This window comes from Fontibacter flavus, assembly GCF_042432905.1.
Classification (GTDB): domain Bacteria; phylum Bacteroidota; class Bacteroidia; order Cytophagales; family Cyclobacteriaceae; genus Fontibacter; species Fontibacter flavus.
Genome location: NZ_JBHLWI010000014.1, coordinates 17,836 through 39,305 on the forward strand (window position 1 = coordinate 17,836; position 21,470 = coordinate 39,305).

Sequence of the window (21,470 nt, forward strand, 5' to 3'; positions counted from 1 at the left end):
TATTGTCAGTATTTTTTAATTAGGTTCCTTCCAAAGCATTTGCACCGGCAACGATTTCAAGGATTTCGTTGGTGATAGCCGCTTGACGGGATCTGTTATACAACAATTTTAGGTCTTTCAATAGCTCATTGGCATTTTCAGTAGCTTTGTCCATGGAAGTCATCCTTGCACCATGTTCAGAAGCGTTACTTTCCAATACAGCTTTATAGAATTGAGTCTTCAATGCGCTAGGCACCAACTCTTCAATGATATATTCTTTAGAAGGTTCTAATAGATAATCCAAAGTAGTGAAATCATCATTTTGTGAACCAGTAGGAGCTCCCATAGGTAGGAACTGCTCTACAGTAATTTCCTGAGTGGCCACATTTTTGAAATGGTTATATACCAACACTACTTTATCAAACTTCTTTGATGTAAAACCATCCATGGCAAAAAGCGCAATGTTTCTTACGCTATCAAAATTTACATCATTGAAAACTTCGTAATAATCAGCAACAACTTGGGAACCTCTTTTGGTATAAAATTCATAAGATTTCTTACCCAATGGAAGAATGGTTACATTCTTACCTTTGAACTCATTATCCAAGAGTTGATTCGTGGCTTTCATGGTATTTGAATTGAAAGCGCCGCAAAGTCCCTTATCAGAAGTCATCGGAACGATCAGGACATTTTCCACAGGTCTTTGCTCTGCATAAGCAATTTGCAGCTCTCCCCCCATTGCTGCCACCACATCATTCAGGATTGAAGTGAGCTTTTGAGAGTATGGACGCATTTTAAGGATCTTATCCTGTGCTTTTCTCAATTTAGCAGCTGCCACCATTTTCATGGCTTTGGTAATCTGCTGGGTAGAGGTGACCGAAGTGATCCTTTGCTTTACTTCCTTAAGGTTTGCCATAAGATTCTTTTATAAGAAAAGAAATATAGTCTGTTGAATCGGGAAACAGGCTGAACCTCCTTCCCGATAGTAAATTAATATTATTGTTTTGCGTACTTAGCAGACAAATCTTTAGCTGCTTGCTCAAGAATTTTACCAGCGCCGTCGATGTTGTTTTTCAAAATCATCTCCAACGCCTCTGGGTGGTTACTCTTCAACAAGTTGTAGAATTCCGCCTCAAACTGTCTGGCTTTTTCAACAGGAACATTATCCATGAAACCTCTAGTAGAAACATAGATAATCGCTACTTGCAATTCCACTGCCACCGGAGAATATTGAGGTTGTTTCAATATCTCTTGGTTTCTTCTACCTCTTTCAATGGTTCTCTTTGTAGAAGCATCTAGATCTGAACCAAATTTTGCGAAAGCTTCCAATTCACGGAACTGAGCCTGATCCAATTTCAAGGTACCGGCTACTTTCTTCATAGATTTGATCTGAGCGTTACCACCTACCCTAGACACAGAGATACCTACGTTGATAGCTGGTCTGATACCTGAGTTGAACAAGTTAGTTTCCAAGAAGATCTGACCATCAGTAATGGAGATCACGTTAGTTGGGATATATGCAGAAACGTCACCTGCCTGGGTTTCGATGATAGGAAGAGCTGTCAAAGAACCACCACCTTTTACCATGTGTCTGATAGACTCAGGAAGATCGTTCATTTGCTTAGCGATTTCATCAGAACCGTTGATTTTAGCAGCTCTTTCCAACAATCTGGAGTGAAGATAGAACACGTCACCTGGATAGGCTTCACGTCCTGGAGGTCTTCTCAACAATAGGGAAACTTCTCTATAAGCTACCGCTTGTTTGGACAAATCGTCATAGATTACCAAAGCAGGACGTCCTGTATCACGGAAAAATTCACCGATACAAGCTCCTGTAAAAGGTGCAAAGAATTGCATAGGAGCAGGATCAGCAGCTGCTGCAGATACTACAACTGAGTATGGCAAAGCTCCGCCTTTTTCTAATGCAGCAACGATACCCGCAACAGTAGAAGCTTTCTGACCTACAGCAACATAAATACAGAAAACAGGCTCTCCTTTTTCGTAGAATTCTTTTTGGTTCAAGATAGTATCGATAGCCACAGCTGTTTTACCAGTCTGACGGTCACCGATGATCAATTCACGCTGACCTCTACCTACTGGAATCATGGAATCGATCGCTTTAATACCTGTCTGAAGAGGTTCAGTAACTGGCTGACGATAGATTACACCTGGAGCTTTACGCTCCAATGGCATTTCGTAAAGTTCTCCTTCAAGAGGACCTTTGCCGTCAATTGGATTACCTAAGGTATCCACTACCCTACCCAACATACCTTCACCAACCTTGATAGAAGCAATTTTCTTAGTTCTGCGAACATTATCTCCTTCTTTCACCAATTTGGAATCACCAAAAAGAACAGCACCAACGTTGTCCTCTTCAAGGTTAAGTACCATTGCTCTAAGTCCATTGTCAAATTCAAGCAATTCACCTGCCTGAGCTCTGGTAAGTCCATATATACGGGCTACACCGTCACCTACCTGGAGGACGGTTCCCACTTCTTCAAGTTGAGCTTCAGTTTTGACATTTGAGAGTTGTTCTCTCAAAATCGCTGAAACTTCATCAGGTCTAACTTGTGCCATTATATTTTCAATTAAATGTTATGCGTTTATTTTTAATACATTTTGACAAAATATCGTTGCGCAAAATGCAACTTCATTTGTCTTAATTTTCCACTGATAGAATCATCCCAAAGCTTGTCATTTACCTTCAAAACAAATCCACCAATAAGATCTTTATTGATTTTTTCAGTCAGCTCTACTTTATCCAGACCAGAGATTTCCTTTACGATCTCAACAAATTTCTTCTTCAGGTCATCTGTCAAAGGAAAAGTAGTAGTCACTTCAGCAGATTGGATGCCCATGTGCTGATTATACTGCCTCTTAAATTCCTTTGCCGTGGACATCAATACATTGGACCTGTTTTTTCTGGTCACTATATCAAAAAAACTTAACGTGATGGCATTACCTGTTTTTTCAAAAAGCGCCTTGAGCACATTATGTTTTTTATCGGTATTGATGATAGGACTGTTGAGTAACAGCACAAGGTCTCTGTTTTCTGCAGCTATTTCCAACAATTGATTGACATCCCTGGAAACCTCCTCAAGCTGATTTTTTTCAACCGCCAGTTCAATCAGGGCTTTCGCGTAACGGGATGCAACTTTAATATCTGACATAATTAGTTCAGCTTAAGTTCTTTGACCAATTCTTCTACCAAAGCTTTTTGAGCAGCGTCTTCAGAGAAATTCTTCTTCAATAGCTTTTCAGCGATTTCCAATGAAAGAACACTCACCTGCACCTTTACTTCTTCCAAAGCAGCTTTTTTCTCCGTCTCAATCGCAGCCTTTGCATTTTCAATCATTTTGGCACCTTCTTCCACTGCTTTTTCTCTGGCTTCCTCAATCAACTGTTTGGCAGTATCACTGGCTTTCAAGAGCATTGCATCTCTTTCAATTTTAGCTTCATGAAGAATTTTTTCATTTTCAGCCTTCAGATTTGCCATTTCATTTCTGGCAATTTCAGCAGACTTTAGGGCGTCTTCGATGCTTTTTTCACGCTCATCCAAAGCAGCAAGAATAGGCTTCCAAGCAAACTTCATCAATAAAAACAACAGGGCAAGGAAACCAATAAGTTGCCAGATAATCAGCCCGGAGCTAGGTAATATAAGATCCATGTATCGTTAGATTTATAATTTCGGTTTTGTTCAAATTAAGTGAAGGGATCAGCCAAGCGCTGATCCCCTTTTCTTTTGTTCTTAGAAGGTTAGACCACCTGCGTTCAAAGCAATAAGTAGACAAACTACTACTGCGAACAGGGATACCACCTCAATAAGAGCTGCAATGATCAACATGGCAGTCTGAACTTTACCAGCAGCCTCAGGCTGACGGGCAATAGATTCCATAGCTTGACCACCAATTCTACCGATACCAAGGCCTGCGCCAATCGCAACAATACCAGCACCGATACCTGCACCCATAAGTGCTAGTCCAGCAGACAACAAGATTGAAGTTAACATACGTGTTTATTATTTATAAATTGAACAAAGAAATTTCTAATTAATGATGATCGTGTTCTGCAACTGCCGCACCTATATACATTGCTGAAAATAAGGTGAAGACATATGCCTGAATTGTCGCTACCAACAATTCGATCACGTTAAGGAAAGTAACCATCAAGGTACTCACCACTCCAATGGCATAAGATTCAAAAATGAATACCAGCGCAATGAATGCCAAGATTACAATGTGGCCAGCTGTAATCGCCACAAAGAGACGGACCATCAAGGCAAAAGGCTTGGTAAACAAACCAATAATCTCAACAGGAACAATGACAATCAACAATGGCAATGGAACACCCGGCGTCGCAAATACGTGTTTCCAGTACTCCTTATTCCCGTTTACATTGACTACTATGAATGTCAATACCGCCAATGTCATCGTTACTGCAATATTTCCGGTAAGGTTGGCCGCACCTGGCATCAAGCCCAACAAGTTACCGAACCAAATAAAGAAAAACAGCGTCAAAAGATATGGTACAAATTTCATGTATTTAGGACCAATGGCTTTGTGAGCGATTTCGTCTCGTACAAAAACCACAATTGGCTCAAGTATAGCGGCTGCTCCTTTTGGTGCTTTTACGCCATTCTTTTTATAGTGTTTGGCTGCAGAAAGTACAAACCAGCCCATCACGATGATTACCAAAAACATCATGGCTACGTTTTTGGTAATGGAAAGATCCGTGAAGCTTCTTCCATCAACGCTTTGCAAGTGCTCATGCTCATCAATGTAATAACCATTGTGCGCATAAGCTTCCCCAAACTTATGTGTTTCGTGATTTTGGAAATCAGAAGACATGTAGAACTCCAAGCCTCTGTCCCCTGAATAAATGATCACCGGCAGCGGAAGAGTCAAATGGGTATCTCCGAAAGTTGCAAAATGCCACTCATGGGAATCCTTTATGTGATGCATAATGAAGCCAGTTTTGTCTTCATCATCCCCAGCTGCAAACACAGGAGTTGACAGCGTTAGAAAAAACGCTGAAAATAAAACACTTAAGTAAAGAAACTTACGGAACATCAAATCAAATTTTTAGGTCCTATTTTGAAATCGGGCGCAAATTAGTTATTAACCCGTACATATCAAATAATAAGTAAAACAAATAAATGATAAAGAAATTAACTACAAACAAAATTATATTTTCAACCCCCAAAAAGAGAAAAATGGCTATAAATCCTAAGCTAGCCAAAAACCTCACACCAACTGCTCCTAATATGATATTTACAGAATTTTCTTTATTCAAATTCACCAAATAATGGCTAAATGCACTGGTCACCCAGGTTAGTATAATAAAAAAAGAAAGGATCTTCCACACATGCTCATGAATCCAGGTTGGCATTATGAAATTTTGAATTACATAAATCACACCCCCTATAATGATAGATAAAATCAGGAGTTTGACAGTGAGAATCTTGATGCTTTGCATGCGCCTTTAATTAGGCCGCAAATCTAAGGCTTTTTATCTTTTTCTTCAGCCTTTTGGTCGTTTTTGAGTGAGATAAATAACTGATAAAAAGCTACAATAATAGAAAGGAAACAAAAAAGCAAAAGCCAAAGAGGAAATTTCATTTGGCTTTTTTGTTGAATATACCAACCTAGGGCTATCCCCAAGCCTATAACGGCAAACATTTGAAAGGATAAACCTATGTATTTAAAAATTAGGTGTGGTTTATCCTGCGACAACCTGTTTTTGGGGCTTTCCATTTTCAGATTGCTGTTGAGAGGTTGGCATACCGCTGTGATTCATCTGACATTTCCCGTTGAAGGTCGCACCATTTTCTACAACAAGCTTCTTTGTCGTGATATTACCGGTTATAAATGCTGTTTTTTTCAAATACAATATCTCAGAACAGCTTACTTCTCCTTCAACTTTACCTGAAATTTCAGCCTCTACAGTTGAAAGATTTCCTTTGATCAGAGCAGAATCGCCTATGACGATTTTACTTTTGGATTTTACCTGGCCTTCCACAACACCTTCTATACGGATATTGCCCTGAGCTTCTATGTCTCCTTTAATTTTTGTCTCTTTGGAAATCACATTACTGGAATTGACCATTTCCACGGCGGATTTTTTTTCTTCTTGTTTATTAAACATAACTAATCGAACGAAATGAAATCTTGGGGATTAAGCGGAGAACCTTTATACCATATTTCGAAGTGGAGGTGAGGACCAGTGGTAAGTTCTCCAGTATTTCCAATGATGGAAATTATTTCACCTCCTCTTACGGCATCTCCTACTTTTTTCAATATTACCGAATTATGTTTATAAATAGAAATCAATTCATTAGAATGCTGAATTCCTATTACATATCCGGTACTTAAAGTCCAAGCACTGAAAATTACCGTACCATCGGCTATGGTTTTCACAGCTTCGTTCTCCTTCGCCACAATATCCGTTCCAAAATGGTCTTTTAAAGGGTCAAAAGTAGCTGTTACTACTCCTTTCACCGGAGAGAAAAAATAAGTGTCTCCCATATTTGGGGATTCAACTGACTGTCGTGGGGTAAATTCCAAAGGAACACCCTTCATTTCCTCTAAAATACTTATAGTAGCTTCACTGGGTTCGAAAAGTTTTTCCTGTGGCTTAGTGCTTCCCGAAGAAGAATCAAGGTCAGTTACTGTTGACGAATCATCATATTCGCCGGCAATTACCCTTTGAATATTCAGCATATAGGCATCTTTTTTCATTACTTCCAAAGTAAGGGAGTCCACAGTTTCCGAAAGCTTAAGTAGCATAGCTGTATTTTCAGAATCCTTATAGGCAGGGTCAAACCAAGCTTTCAATAAGGTTTTTGACAAAAATAAAGACATGCCAAAGACCAAAATGAGAATTAAAATGCCAATCAGAAGAATCCGCATGGCAGTGATGTTGAATGATGTGATGACAGAAAAATCCTGCTCCTTTCTGATGACAAAAAGAAACTTGGATTTAATGAAGGCACCGATATTTTGGGGTAGTTTCAAGTATTTGTGAATTGGTTATGAATCTCAAAAATATAATAATAAACGATAGCGTTTAATATTTTGGTTCAAATCAACTATTTTGTGCCTTTGTCCGATAAGTCAAAATGCAAAGATCTATTTTAAGATTATTTGTCCTGATCGCTCTATTGTTTTCTGGCTGTTCTTCCGAAAAGAACACCTTCCTCAATAGGCAATTTCATAATACCACTTCAAGGTATAATGCCCTTTTTTATGCCCAAAACAACCTCTTGGAGCTTGAAAAAGCAATTGAGAAAAGTCATCAGGAAGATTACTCCCAAGTACTGCCTATTTTTTTTCCTATAGACAGTGCCATTATAGACCAGAATGAAGAACTACTGACAGGTATCAGGGAATTTTCTTCCAAAGCCATAGAATGGCACAAAATATCGAAATGGGTCGATGACTCCTTTTTTCTTTTGGGAATGGCTGACTATTATGATGCCAGATTCGATGATGCTTCGAATACCTTCAGATACCTGAATGTGAACAGTAAGAAAAAAAGAATCAGACACCGAAGCCTGATCCAATTGATGCGGCAGTTTACCGATCAGAAAAACTTCGATGATGCAGCCTATGTCATTGATTACCTTTCAAAAGAATCAGGCATCAACAAAGACAATAGGTTCATCTTATATAAAAACCTGGCCTATTATTACGATAAAAGAGGTGAGGTAAATGGCAAAATCGGAGCTTTGGACAGGGCCTTGGGGCTGACTAAAGACAAAAAAGAAAAGTCAAGGATCAACTTTATCCTCGCCCAACTTTATCAACGAGAGGGACTTGACGCATTGGCCTACAGTTATTATCAGGAAGCACTGAAAGGAAACCCACCTTACGAACGGAGTTTCTTTGCCCAACTATTTGCCCAACAGGTAGCAGAACTCAATAAAAGCAAAGATGTCAGGAAAGTCAGGGGTTATTACGACGACCTTTATAAAGACAGTAAAAACCTTGACCTGAGGGATGTAATCCTGTATGAAAAAGCAATTTTTGAATTGAAGCAGGATAATATCGAAGAAGCAGAAGATCTTTTGATCAAGGCTGCAAAAGAAGATGGCAAAAACCCCGTTCAGAAAGGCTACATCTACCGCAAACTTGCTGAGATAAGTTACGACATCAAAAAGGATTTCAGGTCAACAAAATTCTATCTTGACTCTGCTTTAACGCACATCAAGCAAAGTGATCTCATTTACAATGAACTCACAGAGCAGAAGGGTATTTTTGACAACTATGTCAGACAGTTTGATGTCATTTCCAAAAACGACAGCTTGATCAGCCTCTCACAGTTGAGTCCTGAAGAACAGGAACTCGTAGCTGAAAGGTTTATCAAACAAGAAGAAGAGCGTCTGATCAGAGAAGCGGAAGAAAATGCCAAACCCAAATCGACCGGTATTTTCGAAAATTTATTGGCTTTTGGGGGCAGAGGATCGGGAGAGTCCTTTTACTTCGATAATTCTGTAGCCATGCAACAAGGCTCTATTGATTTTTACAGAATATGGGGCAACAGGACTTTAGAAGACAACTGGAGAAGAAATGTGCAGGGATTTCAGACTACAGATCGATCAGGAAATCAAACTTCCAATGAGGTCCGTGCTGATGAAAATGGGGATTCCTCGGAAGAAGAAAATCCAATTTTAGCTCAAATTCCAGATAAAGAAAGTCTTTTGGCCCAAATCCCTAAAACACCTGCCGCCATCAATGCATTGAAGGAGGAGTTGGAAATTGCTTATTTCGAAATGGGCAAACTTTTATTTTTTGACTTTAAAGAACCCAAGATGAGTATTGAATACTTGGAAGGGCTTATCACAAGTTATCCAAACTCCAACAAAAAAGCCGAAGCCTACTACATCCTCTTTCTTGCCAATCAGGAATCCGGAGGGAACGAAAAACTATACGCAGAGCGTTTAAACAGAGAATTCCCTGAGTCACCTTTTACCTTCTCAGTCAATAATCCTGATGGGATCAAAGGTAATCAGGCATTTCTGGAATCCTCGAAATTGTACAAGGATGCTTATGACCTTTATTACCAAAGAGAATATGTTGGCGCAAGAAGCGTTATCAGAAACACCCTTGAAAATTTCCCCTTGACCAAAAACACTGAGAAATTACTGCTTTTAGACATCATGATTTCAGGTAAAATTGATGATAAGGAGAGGTATAAAGGCAGGCTTGAAAATTACATACAGGTAACAGAAAATCAGGATTTGGTAAAAATGGCAAGAAATATGCTATTAGCTCTCACAGGAGATGATGTCAAGGAAGAGCAAAAAACAGATCAGTTGATAGCAAAAGATGAAGATACCGAAGAAACACCGGTACTTGGAGAAATAGAAGAAGAAGATGAAGAGGATTCACCCTACCGTGAAAATCCTAATCAAACACATATATTTGTCATCGCTTTGGAGCCGGAGAAAGCCAAGGATGCAAAAAATCTTCTTGCTGACCTGGAAGCTTTCCACATGCAAAACTTTGCCAGTGCGCGATTGAGGACGGGCAACATGAACCTTAGCAGGGAAGAAGCAATATTTATCGTGAGCCCTTTTAGCAATGCAGAAAAGGCCCTCGATTATAGAAACAAATTTATGAATAGCTTCAATTCGGCTTCAATTGAGGATTCAGACAAAGAAAATTGCTTCTTGATTTCAATTGAAAACTTCCAGGAGCTGAATAGACGTAAAAACCTTAATGAATACCGACAATTCTACAATAAGGTTTATAAATAAAAAGAATAGCTAATTACTGATAGATTATAATGACCAATAAAATCATAAAAATAATTTGGTTGGTTTTCGCTGCTGGAATCATAGGGTTTACCCTATTTGTTTGGGCTGTGAGCGTCAATTTCCTCGGTCTTTTTGGGGAATTACCAGATTTCAAAGAATTGGAAAACCCAAAGAGTGAAGTAGCTTCTGAGTTATATTCAGCCGATGGAGTACTCCTTGGAAATTATTTCCGGGAAAACAGAAGTCCAGTCACTTACAATGAACTTGCACCAAATTTGGTCAATGCACTTATCGCCACTGAAGATGTCAGATTTGATGACCATTCCGGCATTGACCTTCAAAGTATGGGCAGGGTGCTTTTCAAGTCTCTTATACTAAGACAATCTGCTGGAGGGGGAAGTACGCTTAGTCAACAAACAGCCAAAAACCTTTTCAAAACCAGAAACCTGGAATCACAGGGAGTACTAAGCAGAGTGCCGGGGTTAAAAATGCTGATTATCAAAACAAAGGAGTGGATCGTTGCTACCAAGCTGGAAAAAGCCTATACGAAAAATGAAATTTTAACGCTTTACCTGAACACATCTGAATTTGGCAGTAATGCTTACGGCATCAAAACAGCTGCAAAGACATTCTTCAACAAGGCCCCGAATGAACTTGCTGTTCAGGAATCCGCCGTATTGGTAGGATTGTTCAAAGCCCCCACTTATTATAGCCCAGTATTCAACCCTGAAAATTCCCTTAGAAGAAGAAATACCGTACTCGCCCAAATGGAAAAGTATGGATACATGACCAAGGCGGAAAAAGACTCTATTACCGCACTTCCTATTGAACTGGATTACAAAGTAGAAAATCAAAACCAGGGATTGGCTACTTACTTCAGAGAGCTGATCAAAGCTGAATTGATCAAATGGACAAAAGAAAACCTAAAGGCAGATGGAACTCCTTATGATCTTTTTGGAGATGGATTGAAAATTTATACCACCATTGACAGCAGAATGCAACGCTATGCAGAGGAAGCCGTCGATGAGCACATGAGGGAACTACAGAAGAAGTTCGAAAATGAAATGGGAAATAGAGATCCTTGGATAGATGAAAATGGAAGAGTCATTCCTAATTTCTTGGAAACCCAAATCAAAAGAACTGAGGCCTACAGAAACCTTGTCAGAAGATATGGGGCAGAATCCGACTCTGTCAACATCAAGTTGAATGAGAAAAAAAGAATGCGGATATTCTCCTGGACTAAAGGGGAGATAGATACGGTAATGAGTACCATGGATTCCTTGAGGCATTATAAAAAACACCTTCAAACAGGTTTCATGTCCATGGATCCTCATACAGGCCATATCAAAGCTTGGGTGGGAGGTATCAACCACAAGCACTTCAAATACGACCATGTGAAGCAAGGAAAAAGACAACCGGGATCAACCTTTAAGCCTTTTGTCTATGCGGCAGCAATTGAGAACGGTTACAGTCCTTGTTATTCAGTGATCGACCAACCTATTGAAGTCAATATCCCTGGACAGCCTGCCTGGACCCCAAAAAACGCTGATGGGAAATTTTCCTACGAAAAAATGACCATCAGACGTGCTATGGCCCAATCAGTCAACTCTATTACCGCCTACATGATGAAAAAATTGGGGCCAAGGGTAGTAGTAGAAACAGCCCATAGAATTGGTATTACCAGCGATTTGGAAGAAGTTCCTGCCCTGGCTTTAGGAACCACGGATGTATCCATCTATGAAATGGTAGGTGCAATGGGCACATTTGTCAATAAGGGAGAACATATTGTACCCTTCTATATCGACAGGATTGAAGACAAAAACGGAAATGTCCTTCAGCAATTCACCCCAAAGAAAAGGCCAGCCATGAGCGAAGAGCACGCATACTTGATGGTCTATATGATGAGAGGAGGATTCGAAGAAAGCAGAGGTACCAGCCAAGGGGTGCCATGGACCTTAAGGGACGAAGGAAACGAACTGGGGGGTAAAACCGGTACAACCCAAAATGCCTCTGACGGTTGGTATATGGGCATGAGTAAAGACCTGGTTTCCGGCGTTTGGGTAGGTGGTGATGACAGAGCCATCCACTTCAGAAGCTGGATTAGTGGACAAGGTGGACAGACAGCTAGACCAATATGGGTGAAATATATGGCTAAAGTATATGGCGATCCAACCCTTGGCTACACCAAAGGGCCTTTCCCGAGGCCAGAAAGACCATTGAGCATTGAAATTGACTGTAACCAGTATGAACTGAACAGCAGCAGGTTCAATGATTTCGACTTTGACCCAAGAAAAAATGATTTCTAATTTTGAATAGAAACAGTTTAAAAAGCCTCCATTGGAGGCTTTTTTTATAATTTTGCCTTATGCAGGTTCCTTTTTACACGATAGAAGAGTACAATTTACTTCCCGATCAACCTGGGATTTATAAATATTTCAATGAAGACCATGAACTGATTTATGTCGGCAAGGCTAAAAGCTTAAAAAAAAGGGTTGCTTCTTACTTTGTAAAAGGTTCTGGATTGAATCATAAGACCCGAAAGATGGTCCGGGAAATCAGGAGGATTGAAATCACATTGGTCAATTCAGAATTTGATGCCCTGTTATTGGAAAACAACATCATCAAAAAAAACCAGCCCAAGTACAATATCCTGCTGAAAGATGATAAGACATATCCTTATCTAGTCCTGACTAAAGAAAACTTCCCGAGAATATTTCCGACTAGAAGATTAATCCCTCATAAAGGGACATATTTTGGCCCATTCGCTTCAGTAAAGGCCATGAATAACGTTTTGGAGCTCATTAGAGGCATTTTCACCATCAGAACGTGCAAGCTTGATCTTAGCCCTTATAAAATCCAGGAAAACAAATACAAGGTTTGTTTGGAATACCATATCGGTAACTGTCTTGGACCCTGTGAGGGAAAACAAAAGGAAGCCGATTACTTGAAGGATATTGAGCATGCCAAGCATATTTTAAAAGGAAACCTTGGCATAGCCAAGTCATATTTCAGGGAACGCATGCAGTTAGCAGCAGGTGAACTGGCCTTTGAAAAAGCACACTATTATAAAGAAAAGCTCGATTTACTGGAAAAATACCAATCAAAATCCATGGTGGTCAATCCTGCCATCAAAGATCTGGATGTCTTTGCCCTGGTGAGTGATGAAAAGAATGCCTATGTCAATTACCTGAAAGTAAAAAACGGCGCCATTATCATCACCAAAACAGTGGAATTGAAAAAACGATTGGATGAGGCCGAGACAGAACTGCTTCTCACTGCCATCGTCAGGTTAAGGGACCAATTCAACAGCGATGCAGATGAAATCATCGTGAATATTCCAATCGAGGAGGAATATGAAGGTCTAAATATCCATTTCCCTAAAATAGGTGATAAAAAAAGTTTAATCGAGTTATCACTCAAAAATGCCAAGTATTACAAACAAGAAAAATTACTGGCATCAGGAGAGGTAAAGGATAAAAAGTTCAGGGTATTGAAACAACTTCAATCTGACCTGTCTTTACAGGAAATGCCTGACCACATTGAATGCTTTGACAACTCGAATATTCAGGGAACCAATCCAGTGGCCAGTATGGTGTGTTTCCTCAACGGCAAACCTGCGGTCAAAGAATACCGACACTATCACATCAAAACAGTGGAAGGTCCGAATGATTTTGCCAGTATGACTGAAGTGGTGGGGAGGAGATATAAACGTCTTCTGGAAGAAGATAAACCTTTGCCAAAGCTCATTGTCATAGACGGTGGCAAAGGCCAACTTTCTTCTGCAGTCGAAGCTTTAAAAGCCTTGAATATATACGGAAAAGTTCCAATTATCGGCATAGCCAAAAGACTGGAAGAGATTTATTTCCCAGGCGATCAATATCCTATTCATATTGATAAAAAATCAGAATCGTTAAGATTGCTTCAAAGGGTAAGAGATGAGGCGCACAGGTTTGCCATAACTTTTCACCGAAATGTTCGCAGCAAAAAAGCCTTTGGAACTCAATTGGAAGAAGTTGAAAGTATCGGAAAACAAACAGCAGAAAAACTACTGAAGCATTTCAAGTCTATAAAAAAAATAAAAGAAGCCTCGGAAGAAGAATTGACGGCTTTAATTGGAGCAGCAAAAACCAAAAATATAATCAATTGGCTTTCAAACAAAAATGGCGGGTGATTGACCCGCCATTTTTTTATTTACCATTCCCAAAGGGCATTTTCAAAATCAAGCAATTTGTATTCAAATTCAAGTGAATTCAAGAAAGCTTGAAGTTCTGCATTTGGACTATTCGGATCTACCAAATCTGCAATCAAAGCATTGTCCGCATTGGTGTATTTCCTTACCACGGACCTGAACAACCTCAAGTCAAAAGCCTGATCATAAGTTAAACTTTTAGAATCATTCTGGAAATTCAACCATTTCGCTTCAGGGTGATCTTTGAAGTGGTTGTAGAAATCCTTGAATCTAATAAAACCTATAGTCTTCTGACCGGCATTTGCATTTGTTGGAGAAGGCATCACCAGTTCCAGGTATTTCACATCAAATTTGATCTGAGAATGATGTTTATCAAAAACAAAGTCCTCTTTGAAATCCAAGTAGTACAACTGCTTCACGAAGATACTATCACCATTTGCAGCAATCCAGAAATTATTCTGAAATTCTGAAATAGACAAAGGTTGAGTAAATTCCTCATCCGCAAAGACCTCCAAGGCGTTCTCTTCTACAATGGCCTTGTAGATATTGCTCATGATGCCGTTGTTTTTGGTATCACCGGAACCGTATAAAGGATTGTTGTATTTCTCCCTCAAATCGATCCTTCTCCACACACCAATCTGGAACATCATATCATCTTCCCTAATTGGCAGAACTGAGTAAACGGTATCTACTTTAAAACGCCTATCCCCAATGTTGGAAGGACTGACACTTGTCGCTCCTTGACCAAAAACATCTCCTCCAATCATCGCAAAGAGGAGAGAAAGGGTTAAAATAAAATTTTGTTTTAATTTCATAACTTTGTCATTTATAATTGAGGACAAGTCACTATCGGATTACTTTAACTGCAACCTGATGATTTCTGGCTGAGCCAAAGTTGTTTTGATCTTATTTCCACGGAAGTTAGTTCTGGTAACTTCAGTCACCCTTATCACTAAACCGTCACCTGCTCTAGCTGCAGCTGTTAGATTTCTAATCGCTACGCTTTTGCCTCCAATATTCACTCTTTCACGAGGAACTTCATTTCTAAGCAATACCACTTCACCACCGGTAACCTCAAAATTTGCATCTCTTGCCATTGTTCTACCGAAAGTAGGCTCTGGAATAGCTTCGACATTCAAAGCAGCAGGTCCTGGAGCAGGATATGCCTGACTCAGATCAATCTGACCTCTACCATCAAACAATCTGATGGTTGGTGCAGGTACTGGTTTAATATCATACGACACATCACCAATTTTATTGCCTCCACTGCTTACTCCGATAACAACTTTACCAGAAGCTCCCGGAATGACAGTGACTTGGCCAGGTCTGTTTCCTTTAATCAAGTTACCATTGGAAATGCTGAAATCAGGAGCATAGGAATTACCTAATGCTGGTACATCGATAGATAGGTCGTTGGCACAATCAGCGAAAAGCTGATTCACCACTTCAGAGGTTACCCTGATTACCGGCTGTGCTACGAAATATTCATAATCAACAGTCAGCGTAGAATCTTTACCGGCAATGTTTACCGTAATTTCACCTTTCAGTACTCTTTTCGCCAATCCTCTGTCATCATATTGTCCTGCCGGTGGCACGGTGAAACTGATTTCACCAAAACCATCAACTACTGGAACATCTCTGCCATCTACTGTCATTTTCGGTGCTGCGGATGAAGAAGAAGATGCAATAAATAGATTACCTTCAAATTTAGTACCTGCAGCTACAACATTGGAATTTGCCGCTACACTGGCTTTAAAAACATCAGATTTGAAATAGAATGTACCAATCGAACCCGTAATTGCTGATAATGCTTCTCCTTCAATATTCAACACTTCGTTTTGATATTGGGAAATGATTGCCATTACCGCTCCAACTGGAGACTTTACAAAGTTCAGATTTACGAAATTTTTATTTCTAGCTTCTGAGTCATTTTTGAAGATTTCAATATCCTTCGCATCTTTAGCGATATTGTCGAAACTTAATTCTATACCTACAGACTTCAAGATTTCGCTGATCTGCTTAGGATAAGCGTTCAGCCTTTCCTGCATTTCAAAACCCTTCTGGTTATTATTGAAAATGTTTCCGGGTATGTCCACATTTTTCAAAGCAGAAGTTTTGAACTGACCTTGATCATCAATTGCATTGGACTCTGTAATCAACTGCTGCTTCAAGCCTTCCAAGTAAGTGTATACCTCTGCAGCTGTCTTTCTGACTTCCTGCGCAGCAGCCACTTTTGGAACATCTCTTTCGTTATTGCCTTGCTGTTCTACAGTTCCTGCAATTGAAGAAACTGTAAATTCATTCTTGCTGATAAAGTTCTTGGATGTCCGTTCCAAACCATCATTCAGCAATACAAACTTTTGGAGAATCTGGTTACTTACCTGCAAAGCCAGCAAAGCTGTCAATACCAGGTACATCATCCCGATCATCCGCTGTCTAGGTGTCTCTTTTCCTCCAGCCATATTATCTACTTAAAAGATTAAACATATACATGATAAGGCTTAACCTTTCATAGCTGTGAGCATTCCACCATAAATTTTATTCAATGAGCTAACGTTTTGATTCAGCTTGGCCAACTCATTTTTGAACGCTTCTGTCTCTTTACCTGCTTCTGCAATACCTTCCATGGCAGTAGAAACATTGGTGTAGAATTTGTTCAAAGTCTTCATGTGGTTCTGCGCATCGATCAACTCCATTTCGTAGACATTATTAAGAGCTGACAAGTTTTTCGTAACCTCAACCACCTGAGCATGGTATTGCTTGGCGTCATTGGATGCTGAAGAGAGCTCAACTAAAGCAGATGCTGTCTTTCCATAAGAGGAATTGATATCCACCAATGTTTTAGAAGCTGTTTTTACATTTTCTGCATATTCATTGGTAGCAACAGCAGCATCAGAAAGTTTGCCCATTTTTTCAGCTGAGCTTGCAAGGTTTTGCATGCCTTTGCTCAAGCTTTCAAATAATTCAGGGCCGATTTTTGCATTTTCCATCATGTCATCAAACTTCTGGGTCAAACCAGTAGAAGTTGATGCTTTTCCTCTTGAAGAAACGGGTGCTGCTTCTTCACTTGCTAACTCAGGATAAACTTTAGTCCAGTCTACCTCTTCATGTTTTGGCTCAAAGGCCGATAGGAAAAATATGACAGCTTCAGTGGTAAGCCCTACCCCGATCATCAGACTGGCGCCTTGCCAATCAAGAATTTTGAACATTGCGCCCAAAATTACAACTGCCGCACCTATACCATACACTTTCGGCATTATATCGCCGTAGAATTTGTGCTTAAAAGAATTATTCTTTGCCATTTTAAATAGTTTAAGTTGTTATTGATTTGAGACTAGGGCTATCTATCTATTTGAGTGATTGATTATTATTTTTTTCTTCTTCTATTGTTGTTCACATCCATTGATCCGGACCTACCCATGAAAGTTACCACGGTTCTGAATCCGATATGGGCTGTTTTGATGTCCTGAAATTCATAAGATCTTGTACTTGTTTCAAGGAAATGAGCGATATCTTTCCAAGAACCGCCTCTTACTACTTTTCTCTTCTCATTTGGATCTTCATATTTTGGATCCAAATCCCATGTCAAGCTGCTTGAAACCGGGCTGTAGGCATCCAAAACCCATTCTGACACGTTACCTGCCATGTTATACAAGCCAAAGCCATTTGGCGCAAATACATCCACAGGAGCCGTATAAGCAAATCCATCATCAATGTAATTGCCTCTACCTGGTTTGAAGTTAGCCATCAAACAACCTCTACGGTTTTTAAGGTAAGGACCTCCCCAAGGGTATTTGGCAACATCTTTACCTCCCTTAGCGGCGTATTCCCATTCAGCCTCAGTTGGTAATCTGAACCGAGGGTAGTCGTAATCAGACTTGTCATTGGCATTCATGTGGTAAGTTCTCCACTCGGTGTACATTTGTGCCTGCTCCCAGCTAACGCCAACTACAGGGTAGTTATCAAAAGCAGGATGGTCAAAATAAAACTCCATCAAGGGATCTCCATAATGATAGGTGAAGCTGGTAGACCATACAGTAGTGTCCGGTAACACTTCATCCAAATTGAATACAGGTGGCTCCTTCAGCGTAGTTGGAGTACTGTAAGTAAACTCACCGGATCTTACGGCTTCCACAAACTGTCTGTATTTGTTGTTAGACACTTCGTACTTATCCATATAAAATTCGGACACTGTGATCTGCTTGTTGAAAGCAGACTGGGTGTAAGCAATATCCTCATCAGATTGACCCATCCAAAAAGTACCTGCTTTGATCGCGACCATGTCAACTGGCAGGGTCTGCTGCCAGATCTGTCTCTTAGGGACTCCCGTCACTTCCCCTCTACGATTTTCTTTTTCGCTTGCTGTTCCTTTCTTACCAAGAAGGCCGCAACCCTGACTCACGATGGCCAGAAAAAAGACCATTACGACGGACAAAATTCTGAAATTCATTTCTCTATACATGTTTTACATGAATTAAGTGATGTAAAATTTTACCACAAATCACCTACTTATAATCTCGAAATTTAAGGGAAAATCTCAGAAATTTGCAAATCTGACAAGAAATTTCACAGATTATTTTAGAACCTAAATCTTGGGGTTCTTTGAATCACTTTCTGAAACTCCCTCGATACTGGCTGCAAGTTGTAAGTCATCATGAACTCATGACTCGTCGGTGACTTGGCTTCAAGTCCTCCAAAAACCAAATCAAAAGCATAACCTATTCTCAAAGAATTGTCTCTAAGAATACTATATCCCAACAACATCGAGATCGACTCTTCTCCTCGAAAAGCAAGACCTCCACTTATTTTATTATTATGTGTTGCCATAACGCTCACATCATAAGAAAAATTATTGAAGGAAACAGATTTTATTAATAAACTAGGCTCGAATGTCCACAAAGCAAAAGTTTTGATCCTATAACCTGCCAACAAATAAGAGTGGTTGTTCAACTGATTTTCCAGAGCACCATTTCCAAAGTCAAATACAGGCTCATTGAGGTGTTTAGTACTAAGTCCTACATAATAATTACCCCGATCATAAATCACACCAGCACCAAAATTGATATTCATCTGCGTTTCCCTTCCTGTGACCGGAACATTTGGATCTGGATTGATCACTACCAATTCATCATATTTTAAGGTACTGGAAAAAATACCACCCGATGCACCAAAACTCAGCACTCCTCTTCTCAGATTTTTGTGGTAAGCAAGTGACAGGTTTATTTCCTGATTATTGGAAGGACCAATATTGTCGTTGACGAAAGAAAGACCATATCCTACATTATAATTATCCAACCTTCCACTTGCTGTCAATAACTGGGTAATGGGCGCAGGCCCATTGGTCCCTGAATAATTTAACCATTGTGTCCTGTGTAATGCAGAAAAATGATACCCTCCATCTTTTCCAGCGAAAGCAGGATTATAAAAAATCCCATTATACATGTACTGTGTAAACTGCGCATCCTGTTGGCTGAAAGTAACAAAAGGAAGCTTAGCAAGTAAGACAAAAATCAAAATGAACCTAATGTTGAGAAAATTCAGCTTTTCCATTCAAAGTTATAGATGAAGTTTAAAACTCTATTCTACACATTTAAACTGAATTTTTCCACAAAAGATTAAAAAGATCACAAATTATTTGCCTTTTTAATGTACAGTTCAAGAGCTCCAGTCATACTTGGGGCATTTGGCATCGGTGCTTCAATATCCAAAATAAGACCTTGGTCCAGCACTTCCTTGGCCGTAGTCGGACCAAAGGCAGCTATCCTGGTATTGTTCTGCTCAAAATCAGGGAAATTATGTTTAAGAGATTTGATACCTGAAGGGCTGAAAAAGGCCAAAACATCATACTTGATATCCCGAAGATCAGATAAATCTGCAGCTACCGTATGATAAATGATCGCCTCAGTAAAGGCTATCCCCATTTTATTCAAATACTCTGGAATATCCTCTTTTCTAATATCAGAACAAGGGAACAGGTATTTCTCAGATTTATGCTTCTTGAAATAATCAAAAAGATCGGAGGCAGTTCTCTGGCCAACAAAGAGTTTTCTCTTCCTAATGACGATATATTTCTGCAGATAATGCGCAGTCTGTTCGGAAATACAAAAGTATTTCATATCAGCAGGCATCTCTATCTTGAGTTCTTTACAAATAGTAAAAAAGTGATCAATAGCATTTCTGCTGGTAAAGATGATGGCAGTATGCTTGAGGATATCAATTTTTTGTTTCCTGAAATCTTTTACAGAAACCGGCTCAACTTGTATGAAAGGCCTGAAATCTATCTTCAAATGGTACTTCTCTGCAAGTTGAAAATAGGGCGACTTCTCATCTGAAGGTCTAGGCTGGGACACTAAAATACTTTTAACTGGATTAAGCCGGTCTTTTGTAATTTTACTCATGGTCTTGTCTTATCCTTATTTAAATAAATTGAACTTTACCCTATGACCAGTTTTGAAAGTATCAAAAAGGGAATCAATTCTGCGGTGCAAATGTAAGCAAATAAATGATAATTTTTAAATGGGACTCTGTTTAGCATAATCAGAAACATCATCCCTACGCCTAGTAGATATGCCCAGAAAAAGCCAATTAAAGAATATTCTATTACATTTTGTAAAGATGACTGGTCGTTCAAAAAGAAATATATACCAATGCCTAAAATAACAAACAAACTTATTGAAACGATCCTGAGCAAATAAAAAAAATGGGCGAAATCAAATTTTTGCAATCCAAATATAAAAACCATGATTTTTAGAAATAAAAACTTGATCACTGCCACCAAAGTCAAGAGAATAGCCCCCGAAAACCAGTTAAAAAACAACGCATTAATATCCCCTTTCACAAAAACAGAAAATGAATCACTACCCCCCTCTTTCATAAAAAGCATGGCAACCAGCGCTATCACATGATTCACCAATAAGATATAAAATATGACATCCAGCGAAAAGAATTTCTGTAAACTTCCTGTGTCAGAAAAATCCTCAGCACTGAATACTGTTTGGGGCCTTATAATAAAACCTAAAACCTGGGGAAACATGATCTTAAAAATCGCAAACAAGAAGAGGATGATAACACTTCCCAAAATAAAAAAATCATCAAAAGCAGATTGGCCCCTTTTTGAAAAGTCCAGTCCAGTGACCTTTTCTTCTTTCACAAGCTCCTCCTGCTTTGGGAAAAATCCTTTCACTACTGATACCTGACCGACATCCAATCCATCCTTCAGCACAGCCAACTCATGGCTTTCTTTATAGCCCAAGGAAAAAACCTCTTGTAAATGGCTAACTTTTACTTCTATAACTGTGTCCTTTGGCGCATACAACCATACCTTTTCATCCAATAACACAGTGGATTCTCCCGGAACTTTTAACTTGATACTGCTTTTCGGGAAACTGAAAACATCAATCTTGACACTTGCCTTATCAATTTTATTTAGCCACTTGCTTCCCTCATTTAACTGAATATGCCCATCGTAATTTTCAAGAACCTGGGCGACCCCTCCCATGCTCACAAAAAGAAAAATCACTAAAATGCTATATAACCTATACATGA

19 protein-coding genes are annotated in these 21,470 nt (G+C 39.4%); 3 read left to right on the forward strand and 16 right to left on the reverse strand.

Going from position 1 to position 21,470, the window contains the following annotated elements; translation table 11 throughout:
• Nucleotides 1-19 precede the first annotated feature (19 nt).
• From atpG to ACFFIP_RS06560, 9 genes are all read right to left on the reverse strand, one after another.
• Nucleotides 20-895, reverse strand: coding sequence for an ATP synthase F1 subunit gamma (atpG, locus tag ACFFIP_RS06520; protein ID WP_382386775.1), 876 nt, complete (start codon nucleotides 893-895; stop codon nucleotides 20-22).
• Nucleotides 896-975: 80 nt separating this feature from the next.
• A complete protein-coding gene (gene atpA / locus ACFFIP_RS06525) occupies nucleotides 976-2,556 on the reverse strand; it encodes a F0F1 ATP synthase subunit alpha (protein WP_382386776.1) in 1,581 nt (526 codons plus the stop codon).
• Between the two features lie 32 nt (nucleotides 2,557-2,588).
• Complete coding sequence (atpH, locus tag ACFFIP_RS06530; protein WP_382386777.1) at nucleotides 2,589-3,149, reverse strand: ATP synthase F1 subunit delta; 561 nt, start codon at nucleotides 3,147-3,149, stop codon at nucleotides 2,589-2,591.
• 2 nt (nucleotides 3,150-3,151) lie between these two features.
• Nucleotides 3,152-3,646, reverse strand: coding sequence for a F0F1 ATP synthase subunit B (gene atpF / locus ACFFIP_RS06535; RefSeq protein ID WP_382386778.1), 495 nt, complete (start codon nucleotides 3,644-3,646; stop codon nucleotides 3,152-3,154).
• An 81-nt stretch (nucleotides 3,647-3,727) separates the two neighbouring features.
• Nucleotides 3,728-3,988 (reverse strand): ATP synthase F0 subunit C, encoded by a 261-nt coding sequence (gene atpE, locus ACFFIP_RS06540; protein ID WP_026955099.1) that lies wholly within the window; start codon nucleotides 3,986-3,988, stop codon nucleotides 3,728-3,730.
• A 40-nt stretch (nucleotides 3,989-4,028) separates the two neighbouring features.
• Complete coding sequence (gene atpB / locus ACFFIP_RS06545; protein ID WP_382386779.1) at nucleotides 4,029-5,048, reverse strand: F0F1 ATP synthase subunit A; 1,020 nt, start codon at nucleotides 5,046-5,048, stop codon at nucleotides 4,029-4,031.
• 429 nt (nucleotides 5,049-5,477) lie between these two features.
• Complete coding sequence (locus ACFFIP_RS06550) at nucleotides 5,478-5,732, reverse strand: AtpZ/AtpI family protein (protein WP_382386780.1); 255 nt, start codon at nucleotides 5,730-5,732, stop codon at nucleotides 5,478-5,480.
• Nucleotides 5,698-6,123, reverse strand: coding sequence for a bactofilin family protein (locus ACFFIP_RS06555; RefSeq protein ID WP_382386781.1), 426 nt, complete (start codon nucleotides 6,121-6,123; stop codon nucleotides 5,698-5,700). Before ACFFIP_RS06555 ends, ACFFIP_RS06550 begins: the two co-directional genes overlap by 35 nt.
• 2 nt (nucleotides 6,124-6,125) lie before the next feature.
• Nucleotides 6,126-6,992, reverse strand: coding sequence for a M23 family metallopeptidase (locus ACFFIP_RS06560; RefSeq protein WP_382386782.1), 867 nt, complete (start codon nucleotides 6,990-6,992; stop codon nucleotides 6,126-6,128).
• A 104-nt stretch (nucleotides 6,993-7,096) separates the two neighbouring features.
• On the opposite strand from ACFFIP_RS06560, the gene porW reads away from it, so the two are divergent.
• Genes porW through uvrC form a run of 3 tightly spaced genes read left to right on the forward strand, consistent with a single transcriptional unit; the run spans nucleotide 7,097 to nucleotide 13,907 of the window.
• A complete protein-coding gene (gene porW / locus ACFFIP_RS06565) occupies nucleotides 7,097-9,736 on the forward strand; it encodes a type IX secretion system periplasmic lipoprotein PorW/SprE (protein ID WP_382386783.1) in 2,640 nt (879 codons plus the stop codon).
• Between the two features lie 29 nt (nucleotides 9,737-9,765).
• Entirely contained in the window at nucleotides 9,766-12,042 is a 2,277-nt protein-coding gene (locus ACFFIP_RS06570) for a penicillin-binding protein 1A (protein ID WP_382386784.1), read from the forward strand.
• Nucleotides 12,043-12,101: 59 nt separating this feature from the next.
• Nucleotides 12,102-13,907, forward strand: coding sequence for an excinuclease ABC subunit UvrC (uvrC, locus tag ACFFIP_RS06575; RefSeq protein ID WP_382386785.1), 1,806 nt, complete (start codon nucleotides 12,102-12,104; stop codon nucleotides 13,905-13,907).
• A 20-nt stretch (nucleotides 13,908-13,927) separates the two neighbouring features.
• On the opposite strand, the gene porN is transcribed toward uvrC, so the two are convergent.
• The 7 genes from porN to ACFFIP_RS06610 all read right to left on the reverse strand — a co-directional run bounded on the left by porN (nucleotide 13,928) and on the right by ACFFIP_RS06610 (nucleotide 21,468).
• Nucleotides 13,928-14,740 carry a type IX secretion system ring subunit PorN/GldN gene (gene porN / locus ACFFIP_RS06580; protein WP_382386786.1) on the reverse strand — a complete coding sequence of 271 codons (813 nt, stop codon included), beginning with the start codon at nucleotides 14,738-14,740 and terminating at the stop codon, nucleotides 13,928-13,930.
• 39 nt (nucleotides 14,741-14,779) lie between these two features.
• Nucleotides 14,780-16,387, reverse strand: coding sequence for a type IX secretion system motor protein PorM/GldM (gene porM, locus ACFFIP_RS06585; protein ID WP_382386787.1), 1,608 nt, complete (start codon nucleotides 16,385-16,387; stop codon nucleotides 14,780-14,782).
• Nucleotides 16,388-16,426: 39 nt separating this feature from the next.
• A complete protein-coding gene (porL, locus tag ACFFIP_RS06590; protein WP_382386788.1) occupies nucleotides 16,427-17,227 on the reverse strand; it encodes a type IX secretion system motor protein PorL/GldL in 801 nt (266 codons plus the stop codon).
• Nucleotides 17,228-17,292: 65 nt separating this feature from the next.
• Nucleotides 17,293-18,387, reverse strand: a complete 1,095-nt coding sequence (gene porK / locus ACFFIP_RS06595; RefSeq protein WP_382386789.1) for a T9SS ring complex lipoprotein PorK/GldK — start codon at nucleotides 18,385-18,387, stop codon at nucleotides 17,293-17,295.
• Between the two features lie 116 nt (nucleotides 18,388-18,503).
• A complete protein-coding gene (locus ACFFIP_RS06600) occupies nucleotides 18,504-19,475 on the reverse strand; it encodes a PorP/SprF family type IX secretion system membrane protein (protein ID WP_382386790.1) in 972 nt (323 codons plus the stop codon).
• Nucleotides 19,476-19,549: 74 nt separating this feature from the next.
• Nucleotides 19,550-20,323: a uroporphyrinogen-III synthase gene (locus tag ACFFIP_RS06605; protein WP_382386791.1), complete on the reverse strand. Its 774-nt coding sequence runs from the start codon at nucleotides 20,321-20,323 to the stop codon at nucleotides 19,550-19,552.
• A 35-nt stretch (nucleotides 20,324-20,358) separates the two neighbouring features.
• A complete protein-coding gene (locus ACFFIP_RS06610) occupies nucleotides 20,359-21,468 on the reverse strand; it encodes a DUF4271 domain-containing protein (protein ID WP_382386792.1) in 1,110 nt (369 codons plus the stop codon).
• Between the last annotated feature and the right edge of the window lie 2 nt (nucleotides 21,469-21,470).